The organism is Streptomyces sp. NBC_01446, assembly GCF_026340095.1.
GTDB classification, from domain to species: Bacteria; Actinomycetota; Actinomycetes; order Streptomycetales; family Streptomycetaceae; genus Streptomyces; species Streptomyces aureus.
On record NZ_JAPEPO010000001.1, the window covers coordinates 3,058,343 to 3,070,122 of the forward strand.

Below are 11,780 nucleotides of genomic sequence, written 5' to 3' on the forward strand. Positions count from 1 at the left end.
TGCGTGGGCCGTGGACCGGCCCCCAGCCTCTCCAGCGGAGCGCGTGCTCTCCGCGTGGTCGTCCTGGCGCAAAGGGCCTCCCGGGCGGACAGCCCCGTGCCGTCCGCTGAGACTCGACGTCCGTGAATCGGACATCGACCTGGAAGGCTTATTCCCTCGAACACGCGCGGCCATGCCACGGCATATGACGGCGCGCGTGTTAACTCCTGGTGACGTACGTCCCCGAGGTCAGCCGCCGTAACGCCGGTGACGGGCGGCGTAGTCGCGCAGGGCGCGCAGAAAGTCCACCTTGCGGAAGGCGGGCCAGAAAACTTCGCAGAAGTAGTACTCGGAATGGGCCGACTGCCACAGCATGAATCCGGACAGGCGCTGCTCGCCGCTCGTGCGGATGACGAGGTCGGGGTCGGGCTGCCCGCTGGTGTAGAGGTGCTTCGAGATCTGGTCGATGTCGACGCTCTCGGCGATCTCCTCCAGGGCGGTGCCCTTGTCCGCGTGGTCCAGCAGCAGGGAGCGCACCGCGTCGGCGATCTCCTGGCGGCCGCCGTAGCCGACCGCGACGTTCACGAGTATTCCCGTGTTGTCGGCGGTGGCCTGCTCGGCCTCCTTGAGGACGGTCTGGGTGCGGGCGGGGAGGAGGTCGAGGGTGCCGACGTGGTGGACGCGCCAGCGGCCGTCGACGGCGAGGCTGCGGACGGTCTCCTCGATGATGCCGAGGAGCGGCCGCAGCTCCTCCTCGGGACGGTCGAAGTTGTCCGTCGACAGCATCCAGAGGGTGACGACCTCGACGTCCGTCTCGGCACACCAGCCGAGGAACTCCTCGATCTTGTACGCGCCGGCCTGGTGGCCCTGCGCCGCAGTGCCACCGGAGGCCTTCGCCCAGCGCCTGTTCCCGTCGAGGATGACCCCGATGTGTTTGGGCACCTGATCGTGGTCGAGACGGCCTTCCACCCGGCGTGCGTAAAGTCCGTACACCAGGTCGCGCAGGTTCACTGTCTTTCAGCCCCTCCGTGCAGACGGCAGTCCCCGAGGGCGAAAGCCTACCGCTGTGAGGCCTCGCCCTCACTGTGGGGTGTCTGTGCTCCGGCACTGTGGACTGTCGGTGCTCTGACGTAGCTTCGTACCCATGAACGACACGTCTTCCTACCGCGCCGCCGGGGACCGCTACGACTCGATGGAGTACCGGCGCACCGGCCGCAGCGGTCTCAAGCTGCCCGCGATCTCGCTCGGCCTGTGGCACAACTTCGGTGACGACCGCACCCTCGACTCGCAGCGGGAGATCCTCCGCCGCGCTTTTGACATCGGTGTCACCCACTTCGACCTGGCGAACAACTACGGGCCGCCCGCCGGCTCCGCCGAGCTGAACTTCGGCAAGATGTTCGCCCAGGACTTCGCCCCGTACCGGGACGAGCTGGTCATTTCGACCAAGGCGGGCTATCTCATGCACCCGGGCCCGTACGGGGAGTGGGGCAGCCGCAAGTACCTGCTGTCGTCCCTCGACGCGTCCCTGTCACGGATGGGCCTCGACTACGTCGACATCTTCTACTCCCACCGCTTCGACCCGGACACCCCGCTCGAGGAGACGATGGGCGCGCTCGCGTCCGCCGTGCAGCAGGGCAAGGCGCTGTACGTGGGTGTGTCCTCCTACAACAGCGAGCAGACCGCCGAGGCGGCGCGCCTGCTGAAGGAGATGGGTGTCCCGGCGCTCATCCACCAGCCCTCGTACTCGATGATCAACCGCTGGACCGAGGACGACGGCCTGCTCGACACGCTGGAGACGGCCGGGATGGGCTGCATCTCCTTCGTGCCGCTCGCGCAGGGCCTGCTGACGGACAAGTACCTGAAGGGCATCCCGGAGGGGTCGCGCGCCACGCAGGGCAAGTCCCTCGACCCGGGTCTCGCGGGCGACTCCGAGGTCATCCGCCGGCTGAACGGTCTGAACGACATCGCTCAGCGCCGCGGCCAGTCCCTGGCGCAGCTCGCGCTCAACTGGGTGCTGCGGGACGAGCGGATGACGTCGGCCCTGATCGGCGCCTCAAGCGTCCGGCAGCTCGAGGAGAACGTGGCGGCGCTGGCGGGCCCGAAGCTCACCGACGAAGAGCTGTCCGAAATCGACTCGTTCGCGGTGTCGACCCCGGGCACGAACATCTGGGCCGGGCGGAGCTGACCCCGCCCGTTCCGTTCCGCGGGCCGCGGCCCTCGCGCCAGGACTCCCCCTAGGCGCCGGGGGTACGCGGCCTGCGGAACCACGCACCCGAGCTCGCCTGACCGAGCAGGACGACCATGACGACCGCTCCGACCAGCGCGATGGGCCCGCCGATGTTGCCGCGCATCGTCGCGCTCAGGCCGAGCAGGATCTGCACGCTCGCGATGACGATCGACGTGACGCGCAGCCCACGTCCCGCCCTCCCGTAGAAGCAGGCGAGGACCAGCAGCGCGACGCCGAAGATGTTCCCGCCGAACGCGGCGCCGGCGCCCCGCGTCCCCTCCGTCACGCCGACCGCCACAGAGGCGAGCAGTGCGAGGCCGACCATCACGTACGTGGTCGTCCGGGCGGCGCGGAGCGAGGACGGCATGCTCAGGGGCGGCGCGAGGGCGAACTGCGGGTTCGTCCCGTACGGTCCGGGCGCGTTGGAGGGGCCGGGGATGTAGGGGACGGGAGCGCCGTGCTGACCCGGGCCTCCGTACGGACCGGGAGCGGTGGGCGGCGCCTGGCGCGGAAAGTCGTTCGGCATGCCGGGGACTCTAATCGCGGCGCCGTGACCCGGGGGGCGCACGCGCGGCCCGGTCGGAGACAAAAAACGGGCCGGTCCGTGGGGGGGAGACGGACCGGCCCGAGGGGGGGTTTCCACCATAACCCTTCGTAAGTGATGGTGGGTCCATCGGCGCGCCATAACTACTCTCCGAAGTCGCCCGACGACGGCTGGACGTCTGTTTCCGGCCGGTTCGGGCGGGGTTTCGCAATGGTTTTCCCGGCTTGTGGCCCACCCGCGGCGTCCCTCTCATGGGCTAGTCGGGTGACGAACGCGCGCTTGACCCCACAGCGGCCCGGAGGTTGGCTGCGCCCTCATGGCGACCTTCACCGTTCCGGGACTCGCGGCCGAACTACCACTGGAAATCGCGGAGTCGGGACCGGCGCGGCGACGTGGCCTCCTCGGCCGGGACGGGGTGAGCGGCGCGCTCCTGCTGACGTCGTCGTCGAGTGTCCACACCCTGGGGATGCGCTTCGCCATAGATGTGGCGTATCTGGACCGGCGCGGCACGGTGCTCGCCGTGCGGACGATGCGGCCGGGGCGGATCGGGCTCCCCCGGTTGCGCGCCCGGCGTGTCCTGGAGTCCGAGGCGGGGGCGATGGCGCGGTGGGGAGTGCGGCGGGGGGTGCGGGTGACGGTCCTGGGGTGGTGACGGCGTCTCGCGTCTCGCGTCTCGCGGGACGGTCCGCTGATCGCCGGCGATCCGGTGACCGTAGATGACGGAAAGGCACGCGGCACCGCGCAGCCCCCTCCACTGCACGGTACCGCCGCGCAGCTTTGCTCGCGCGAATTGCCTTGGTCTGAACCTACGTGACGGTGACACGTGTAGCGAGCCATTGTCGATAACGATGCGGAATCGGTTGGACGGCGGACCTCCGGAAAAGACCCGGCGAACTCCTCCCGCTTGCACACCAATTGCCGTGAATCAGCCGGCGATCGGCTTGCGGGCCTCGATCAGGTGGCGGGTGCTGTGGGCGACGAACGGCCCTTCCTTCGCGATCCGTTCATGCAGCTCAAGGAGGCGCGGCCGGTACGCCTCGACGGTGAAGCCCGGGACCATCCAGATCACCTTGCGCAGGAAGTGGACGACGGCCCCGACGTCGTAGAACTCGATGCGCAGACGCTCCGCGCGCAGGTCGACGACATCGAGGCCGGCCGCCTCGGCCTCGGCGCGCTCGGCCTCCGGGTCACGGCCGTTCCTGACCTCTTCCGGCTGCGGGCCGAGGAAGAACTCGACGACCTCGAAGACGCTGCTCGGGCCGACGTGCTGCGCGAAGTACGTACCGCCGGGCGTCAGCACCCGGGCGATCTCGGCGAACGGGGCCTTCACCGGGTGGCGGCTGGTCACCAGGTCGAACGTGCCGTCGGCGAACGGCAGCGGCGCGCCCTCCGGCGAGGAGACGACCACGACACCGCGCGGGGCGAGCAGCGCGGAGGCCTGGGCGACGTTGGGCGGCCAGCCCTCGGTGGCGGCGATCAGCGGGGGCAGCTTCGGGGCGGAGGCCAGTACCTCACCGCCGCCGGTCTGGAGGTCGAGCCCGGCCGAGGCCCGGCCCATGCGCTCGCCCATAGCACGCGCATACCCCCAGGAGGGCCGCTCCTCGGTGGCCCGGCCGTCGAACCACGAGAAGTCCCAGCCCTCCACGGGGACGGCGGCCGCCTCCGCGAGGAGCTCGTCGAAGGGGCGGCCGGCGTGGGTCGGGGGTGTGCTCATGGGGCCATGTTCGCAGCGGCGTTCCCGCGACGGCACGTGCTTTTTGCACTGACCGTGCGGGAGGGGTGATGGCCGGGCGCCGGTCGCTGGATCGCGGGAAGGCGGGCGCGTGATCGTCGCGGGCCGGTGGATGATTCGCCGGGCGACTGCCGCGTGATCGACGCCGGGGTCTGACCGAACTCCCGCCCGGTTCACGGAGCCTGCCCGCTGAAGTGGGCGGGGGAGGTCACCGTCCGCCCGCCCTCGGCCTACGGGGGTTCTCCACGTACCCTGGGCGGATCCGCTCCGGGCACCGCTGCCCGACACAGGTAACGGCACCGTCCGTCCCGCGCCGAAATGCGAGCACATGTCCGATCGTTCCCTCCGCTCCGTTCGTTCTGCCCGTTCAGCGATAGCGGCCTGGCTCACCCGCCTCTACTTCGCCCGGCTCCGGAAGAAGGGCGGCCTCGACCTCTCCGTCCTCTCGAAGCTGCCCGACGCGGCGCTCCTTCCGCTGCGCCGCGAGGGCCTCGACCCCGTGGCCGAGATCGGCGAGCTCCGCGACCGTGAGCCCGTCAGCCGGCTGCCCATCCCCGGCATGACGGTCTGGCTGGTCACCGGCTACGACGAGGCGAAGGCGGTACTGGGCCACGGGTCCGCCTTCAGCAACGACTTCCGGAACCTGGTCGGCAACACCGGTGTCACCGACGACCAGAACCCGGGCGGACTCGGCTTCACCGACCCGCCGGACCACACCCGGCTACGGAAGATGCTCACGCCGGAGTTCACGATGCGCCGGCTCTCCCGGCTCACGCCCCGTATCCACGCCATCGTCGAGGAGCGCCTCGCCGACCTCGCGAAGGCGGCGGACGGCGACGGTGCCGTGGACCTCGTCGAGCACTTCGCGATGCCGGTGCCCGCGCTGGTGATCTGCGAACTGCTCGGCGTCCCCTATGAGGACCGGGACGACTTCCAGCAGTTCTCCGTGGCCCGCTTCGACGTGTTCGGCGGCGCGGGCGCGTCGTTCAGCGCCGTGTCGCAGTCCCTCGACTACCTGCGCGGGATCGTCGCCGAGCAGCGCCGCAACCCCGGCGACGGCCTCCTCGGCATGCTCGTACGCGAATACGGCGACTCCATCACCGACGAGGAGCTCACGGGCCTCGCCGACGGCGTCCTCACCGGCGGCCTGGAGACCACCGCGAGCATGCTGGCGCTCGGCACGCTCATCCTGCTCCAGAACCCCGAGCACTTCACCGCGCTGCGCGACGCGGAGGACCCGGAGGCCGTCGCCGCGCCCTTCGTCGACGAGTTGCTGCGCCATCTGACCGTCGTCCAGACCGCGTTCCCGCGCTTCGCGCGCGAGGACGTCGAGATCGGCGGGGTCCAGATATCCGGCGGAGACATAGTCCTCGTCTCCCTCAGCGCCGCCGACCGCGACGCGCGCCTCGGCGAGGACATGGACCGCTTCGACCCGTCCCGCCAGGTCACCGGCTCCCACCTCGCGTTCGGCTACGGCATCCACCGCTGCATCGGCGCCGAACTCGGCAAGATGGAACTCCGCGCGGCCTTCCCCCAACTGGTCCGCCGCTTCCCTGAGTTGAAGCTCGCCGTAGAGCCCCGGGACCTGGAGTTCCGCAAGCTGTCGATCGTGTACGGGGTGGACTCACTGCCGGTCTACGTGGCCTGAAGCACGGTCCAGCCCCAGCACGCCACTGTGCTTCCGACGCCGATCGGACGGCGGCAAGCCGGTCCGAAGTCAGCACACCCTCGCGCCCTGACTGGAGCGTCCCCGCCCGAATAACCGGACGGGGATGCTGTCGCGCTCGCCACGCTACGTGCAGCGGTGCTCAGATCGTGCTATTTGATGCGTTCACCCAGCCTGGCCAACTGCCGTTCTGAGTCCTTCATGTGCCACCATTCGAACAAGCGGATTCGGAAGGCTGACGAGGAAGAGCTCGTCTTCACCGTGCCGCAGCGGGGAACCTACGTCTCACCAGCGACGCAGCCGGTGGACCCGGCCGCCGAGGCCGACGAATGAGCAGCGGGACACCTCCCTTTTCCTGACGAGCAGCCTCAGGGCAACCGCAGGAGCGGTATCGCGCCTACCGTCGAAGGGAACCCGCCCCCCGGAGGCGATCCACCGTCACCGGACAGCGTGTAGCCGTTGCAAACTCACGCCTTCGGGAACGACACCTCCACGCGGCGGTTCTTCTTGCGGCCCTCTTCGCTGTTGTTGTCGGCGATCGGGTAGTCCTCGCTGTAGCCGCGCACCGCAAACGTGACGTCTTGATCCTGCGAACCGAGCGCTGCCGCGAGCTGCTCGTGCACAGCCTCCGCGCGCTTCTTCGAGAGCGTGAGCCCGTGGACGTACGACCCGAGGTCGTCCGTGAAGCCGAAGACGCGGACGTTCGTGGCGTTCTGCGCCTTGATCTCGTCGGCGATGGCCTGGATCCGGGACTTGGCGTCCGGATTCAGCTTGGAACTGTCCTTCTGGAACAGCACCTCCGACTGGAGCGCGAACTTCACGTCCTGATTGGTGTCCTCGCGCCGCTCGTCGCCGGACAGGTCCTCGACGACGGACTTGATGTCGAGCACCTTGGCCGGCGCCAGCGTGGAGCCGTCGGCGAGCTTCAGCCCCGGACTGTTGGCGTCGACCTCCGGGGGCGGAGAGGTGGTCGTACTTCCCGGAGGAGCGCCTGACGGCTTTGGATCATCGGCGTAGGCGCTGCCGCCGAGGCTTCCGCCGAGGGTGATCAGGGCGACGGTGGTGAGGGCGACGGTGGTGAGGGCGGCGAGGCGATGGGTGAGGGGCATGGGGTTACTCGCCCTCGGAGATTTCTACGGGGGCGGGGGGCATCGTCGGCACTTGGAGCTGAACCTTCGTGGTGCCTTCGGGAGGCGCGGGGAATTGGGCGAACCAGTCGACCGTCTGGCCCTGGTTGATGCCGCCTTCGAACTTGGTGCAGAGGCATCGGCCTTGTGTGTCCCTGAGCACCAGGTACTTCTTCTTGCCCGCTTGGTCGACGACGCTGGCTCCGGCCAGAGATCCGCCGTTCACCTGAAGTTCGGTCTCGTCGCTCTTCCACTCACTCGCCAGCCAGATACCCGAGCCACCGTTGGTCACCGTGCCGGTGATGTTGAGGAATCCGCCCTGATCACGGGAGACTGAATTGACGGTGACGGTGATGCCGTTGCTCTTCACCTCAGCAAGAGACTTACTTTCGGCGGGAGCCGATTCCTTGGCATCCCCGCCGCTGCTCTTGCTGGACGAAGAGGAGGGCTTGGGGTTCTCGGATCCCTTGTCGTCTCCCCCGCCGCAGCCGGCCACCGTGAGGACCAGCCCAGTCGTGATCGCCACCGCGCTCAGGGTGTGCCGAACATTCATCAGTGCGGCTTTCCTCTCTCATCGTTGGTCAGTCGGCCAAGTGAACGGAGAACAGAACCGAGGGATCAGGCAGATCCTCGATGTCGAAGTCGTCCGGGTCGAACTCGAACTGCTCGCCGCCGTCACAGTCGAAGACCACTGCTTTTGCCGGATCAGCATCCGGATCGACATCGCAACGAGGCTCGATCACGGCGATGGCGTCCGCCTTCGCGTGCTTGGACTCCGTACCTGGAATAACCGAGTCGCCGACGGCGTAGCGAGTCTCGACCTCCACTCGGTATCCCGGATGGCCATCCACGTCCGTGTCATCCGGTCCTGCTATGACATCTGCGTCGTTCTCCGCCGCCAGACGCTCTGCGGCCTCCGCTGCGCCCGCACCATCGAACTTGTCGCCGAGCAGCCAGTCACGCCAGGTGTCTCCCTGTCCTACGGCCGCTCCCAATCCGTCGAGGAGTTCCTTCCGAGAGTCCTGTGCCGCAGCCAGCGCAGCCGCGTCCGCTGCGGACTGCGCACCGTTACGCGCCGAAGCTGCCTGGGCGAAGGCGAAGAAAGCGAATGCGACAAAGAGGAGAATCGCCGTCATCCATATGTAGACGGGGAGAGTCTGCCCTCGATCACCGCTCGGCAGCCGCGTGCTCAGCCCCCGCCAATGACGTTGTTGACCGCATTGCCGATGGCCTGCGAAATCTTGCCGTCCAGGCCCAGCTGATCGATCAAGGTGTAGATCCCGGCAATCAGGATCATCAGGCCCGCATACTCCACGAACCCCGCCCCGGAATCCCGTTCTCTCCCGCGGACGCGGTCCCCCACCGTCACGGTCCACTTCACCCACACCCCGAGTACGCGTTCCTTCAGCACGGTTTCCCCTTCGTTCCCGCACGACTTCGCCGCCCCGAACCTCCCGGGCACCATACGCAACGTACGGGAACTGCAACCCTCTGTGCCGTGTTTCGCACATTAACGGCGCACGCTTGACCGGAAGTTGGTCGCTTCCTGTCATGCCCCTCACCGCCCGTCGTACGCCACCACGACCCCACCCAGGTCGCGGGCGACCTTCGCGCCGAGGGTGGCGTCGCAGAGGTTGACGGTCCAGTTGCCCGCGATGACCAGCTCGACGGGGACGCCGCGGTATTTGATCGCCTCGCGCAGAGTGGCATCGCGGCGGGCGTGGGTCGGGTGCAGGGTCAGGGCGGCGCAGTTGGAGACTCCCGAACCCGGTTTTCCGGTCTCGCACTTGATGCTTCCGGTGCTCGTCGTCTCCCGCTGGAAGCAGCCCACCGACGCGGCCAGGTCGTCCGCCAGGGCGTCGGCCTTCTCGTAGGTGCGAGTGGAAGGGATGTCCGGGAGCGGGTACTTGGGGGTCTTCGACCCCTTGCCCTTCGCGTCCAGGACCACCGCGTGCAGCGCCTTCGCGATCGCCGGTGCGGACGGCGGGTCCATGACGCGGATGTACCAGTTCCCGGCCGCGACCAGCATCTGCGCGTACGCGCCTGTGCGCCCGGGACTCGATCGACGTACCGATCTCGGTCTTCGACACGTCGTCGGGGTCGAAGACCGAGATCTCGCTCTCGACCTTCACCCCGTCGACGGTCGCGACGCGGTCCGCCGTGGAGCTGCCGTCGTAGTCCCGGCTGCGCACGGTCGCGCAGTCGAGGCCGGTCTCGCCCATCGCCCGGACGACGGCCCTCGCCGTCGCGTACGTCGACTTGGCTGGCACGCCGGAGGGGATCGCCGTACTCGACGGCTCCGGGTGGGACTCGAAGCGGCCGCAGGCCGTGAGCACGGTGAGCGCGGTCGGTGCCAGGCAGGCGCCTGCCGCCGAGACAGCTCCGTTCTTCATCGGTCAGCCATTTCTGGGAGGGGTCGGCGCAAGGCCTTGAGTTCCCGTACCGACACCATCAGGCACCGTCCAGGAACTTGCCGGCGGCGCGCACCTTGGCGCCCAGTCATGTGACCCCCGTAGTGAGTCGCCACAGTTGCCGAATTCGCAACTGCCAACTAATCGCTCACACCACTGTACCCAGTCGACGTCTCACGCCGCAGTCCCTCAACGCCCCAGAATCGAACCGAAGTTGGACCCGGAGCCCAGGAACATGCCCGTCGCGATCAGGATCATCGTGGCCGGGAGCATGAAGACGAGGGTGACCATCGTGGCCTTCGGAATCGTCTTCGCGGCCCGGCGGCGGGAGTTCTGGGCGTCGGTGCGCCGCATGTCCGTGGCGATCTGGATGAGGGTCTCGGCGATGGGCGAGCCGAGTTCCTCGCCCTGCTGGAGCGCGGAGACGAACTGGGCGACCTGTTCGGAAGCGTTGCGCCGGCGCAGCTCGTCGAACGCCTGGCGCCGGCTGACGCCCATGTCCATTTGCCGGAGCGTAATGCGCAACTCGTCGGCCCACGGACCCTCGTACTTCTCGGCGACCCGGTCGAGCGCCTGCCGGAAGCCCAGGCCCGCGCTGACGACGACGGCGAGTACGTCGAGGAAGTCGGGGAGCGTGCGGTCGATGACCTCTTTGCGCTCGCGTGTGGCCTGCCAGATCAGACCGTCCGCGGCGAGGAGGCCGAACGCGAGGGTGAGGGCGGCGAACAGGGTCTGGCCGTTGGTGAGGAAGACCAGGCCGAGGACGACGCCGAAGACCCCGTAGACCGCGCGGCGGGCGGCGTAGCGGTCGATGGTGAGGCCGCCCGGGTTCCCCGCCATGTCGATCTTGCGGCGCTTCGAGGCGACGCGGCGGGGGCCCATGGCCCGAAGGACGAGGGGGGCGAAGCGCATGCCCAGGCGGTCGACCGCGGACCCGGCGGCGGACACGCGCGTGGCGCCGACCTCGAGGGCGATGGCCAGGTCGCCGGGGAGCTTGGCCTCGGCGCGGTACATGCGGATGCCCAGGAAGATCCCGAGGACGGCGAGGCCCGTCGCGAGGGCGAGCAGCAGCCCGATCAGACCCGTACTCATGACCTGCCTCGCTCGGCGTGGGCCGGATGACGTACGCCCATGTCAGACCTCGATCTTCCCGAGCCGGCGGATCACGAAGAACCCGATGCCGTACAGGCCGAGCGAGACGAGGATCAGCGCCTGGCCGACCGGCGATCCCGTCACTCTGGCCAGCGCGCCCTCGTTCGACGAGTTGATCAGGAGCAGCGAGCCGAGGCCGAGGAGCGGCACGGTGAACGCGGTCGCGTTGACCTCGGAGAGCATCGTGCGGATCTCGCGCCGGGTCTCCTTGCGGTCCTCCAGGGTCTGGGTGAGGTTCCGCAGGGACGACACGACCGAGCCGCCCGCCTTGTTGGCGAGGACGAGGGTCGTGACCAGGACGACGAGTTCGCGGGAGGGGAGGCGTTCGGCGAGCTCGCCGAGGGTGTCGTCGATGGTGCGGCCGAGCGCGAGCTGGTCGGCGACCATGGACAGCTCCTCGCCCGCGGGCGCCTCCAGCTCCTCCGCGGCCATCGCGAGGGACGTACGCAGGGCGAGCCCGGCGGCGGTGGCGTTGGCCAAAAGGCGTGCCACGTCCGGGAGTTGGTTGATGAACGCCTCGATGCGCTTCTGCCGCTGCCAGTTGAGGAAGATCACCGCGCTCCACGCGCCGACCAGCCCCGCGATCGGCCCGAAGAAGGGCGCGAGGGCGGCCGACGCGATCAGCCAGAGGGCGACGACCACGGCGAGTACGTACGTGAAGAACTCCCCCGCCGTCAGGTCCAGCCCCGTCGCGGACAGGCGCAGATGGATGGCGCGGCCGAGCCGGGTGCGGCGCAGCCTGCGGTCGACGGTGGCGAAGCGGCGTACGCGACCGGATGCGCCGCCGTGCGGCCCGGCGCCCGACAGGCCGTCGAGCCGGTCGACGAGGGCCTGTCGCTGGGCGCGCCCGGACGCGTACGCATGGAGGCCGGCGACGGCGAGTGCGCAGGTCAGGATGGTGGCGCCGAGGGCGATGAGGGCGGGGTCGCTCATGATCCGCCA

Annotated in this window: 14 protein-coding genes; 4 read left to right on the forward strand and 10 right to left on the reverse strand. The window is 69.0% G+C overall.

From position 1 onward, the window contains the following. Positions 1–228 precede the first annotated feature (228 nt). Entirely contained in the window at positions 229–990 is a 762-nt protein-coding gene (locus OG456_RS13530) for an isoprenyl transferase (RefSeq protein ID WP_116510472.1), read from the reverse strand. Positions 991–1,123: 133 nt separating this feature from the next. Between OG456_RS13530 and mgrA the strand changes: the two genes are divergently transcribed. Then, positions 1,124–2,164: an L-glyceraldehyde 3-phosphate reductase gene (gene mgrA / locus OG456_RS13535; RefSeq protein WP_266560650.1), complete on the forward strand. Its 1,041-nt coding sequence runs from the start codon at positions 1,124–1,126 to the stop codon at positions 2,162–2,164. Positions 2,165–2,213: 49 nt separating this feature from the next. Here mgrA and OG456_RS13540 read toward each other — a convergent pair whose 3' ends face one another. Further along, positions 2,214–2,732 carry a hypothetical protein gene (locus OG456_RS13540; RefSeq protein WP_266560652.1) on the reverse strand — a complete coding sequence of 173 codons (519 nt, stop codon included), beginning with the start codon at positions 2,730–2,732 and terminating at the stop codon, positions 2,214–2,216. 334 nt (positions 2,733–3,066) lie between these two features. Here OG456_RS13540 and OG456_RS13545 point away from each other — a divergent pair, with 334 nt between their 5' ends. Next, positions 3,067–3,402, forward strand: coding sequence for a DUF192 domain-containing protein (locus OG456_RS13545; RefSeq protein ID WP_266560654.1), 336 nt, complete (start codon positions 3,067–3,069; stop codon positions 3,400–3,402). Positions 3,403–3,675: 273 nt separating this feature from the next. On the opposite strand, the gene OG456_RS13550 is transcribed toward OG456_RS13545, so the two are convergent. Continuing rightward, on the reverse strand, positions 3,676–4,464 hold the full coding sequence (locus tag OG456_RS13550) for a class I SAM-dependent methyltransferase (RefSeq protein ID WP_266560656.1): 789 nt from the start codon (positions 4,462–4,464) through the stop codon (positions 3,676–3,678). Positions 4,465–4,810: 346 nt separating this feature from the next. Here OG456_RS13550 and OG456_RS13555 point away from each other — a divergent pair, with 346 nt between their 5' ends. Together OG456_RS13555 and OG456_RS13560 are read left to right on the forward strand one after the other, a co-directional pair. Beyond that, positions 4,811–6,130 carry a cytochrome P450 gene (locus OG456_RS13555; protein ID WP_266560658.1) on the forward strand — a complete coding sequence of 440 codons (1,320 nt, stop codon included), beginning with the start codon at positions 4,811–4,813 and terminating at the stop codon, positions 6,128–6,130. A gap of 177 nt (positions 6,131–6,307) precedes the next feature. Further along, positions 6,308–6,481, forward strand: a complete 174-nt coding sequence (locus OG456_RS13560) for a hypothetical protein (protein ID WP_266560660.1) — start codon at positions 6,308–6,310, stop codon at positions 6,479–6,481. A 134-nt stretch (positions 6,482–6,615) separates the two neighbouring features. On the opposite strand, the gene OG456_RS13565 is transcribed toward OG456_RS13560, so the two are convergent. The 7 genes from OG456_RS13565 to OG456_RS13595 all read right to left on the reverse strand — a co-directional run bounded on the left by OG456_RS13565 (position 6,616) and on the right by OG456_RS13595 (position 11,771). Continuing rightward, entirely contained in the window at positions 6,616–7,257 is a 642-nt protein-coding gene (locus OG456_RS13565) for an OmpA family protein (protein WP_266560662.1), read from the reverse strand. Positions 7,258–7,261: 4 nt separating this feature from the next. After that, entirely contained in the window at positions 7,262–7,801 is a 540-nt protein-coding gene (locus tag OG456_RS13570; RefSeq protein WP_323136326.1) for a hypothetical protein, read from the reverse strand. A gap of 55 nt (positions 7,802–7,856) precedes the next feature. Continuing rightward, positions 7,857–8,468, reverse strand: coding sequence for a pilus assembly protein TadG-related protein (locus OG456_RS13575; RefSeq protein WP_323136404.1), 612 nt, complete (start codon positions 8,466–8,468; stop codon positions 7,857–7,859). Beyond that, a complete protein-coding gene (locus OG456_RS13580; protein WP_266569209.1) occupies positions 8,465–8,662 on the reverse strand; it encodes a hypothetical protein in 198 nt (65 codons plus the stop codon). The genes OG456_RS13575 and OG456_RS13580 overlap by 4 nt, the downstream gene beginning before the upstream one ends. A 171-nt stretch (positions 8,663–8,833) precedes the next feature. Beyond that, positions 8,834–9,304 (reverse strand): hypothetical protein, encoded by a 471-nt coding sequence (locus OG456_RS13585; RefSeq protein WP_266560666.1) that lies wholly within the window; start codon positions 9,302–9,304, stop codon positions 8,834–8,836. A gap of 571 nt (positions 9,305–9,875) precedes the next feature. After that, on the reverse strand, positions 9,876–10,778 hold the full coding sequence (locus OG456_RS13590) for a DUF5936 domain-containing protein (RefSeq protein ID WP_266560668.1): 903 nt from the start codon (positions 10,776–10,778) through the stop codon (positions 9,876–9,878). Positions 10,779–10,820: 42 nt separating this feature from the next. Next, positions 10,821–11,771, reverse strand: a complete 951-nt coding sequence (locus OG456_RS13595) for a type II secretion system F family protein (RefSeq protein WP_266560670.1) — start codon at positions 11,769–11,771, stop codon at positions 10,821–10,823. Positions 11,772–11,780 lie beyond the last annotated feature (9 nt).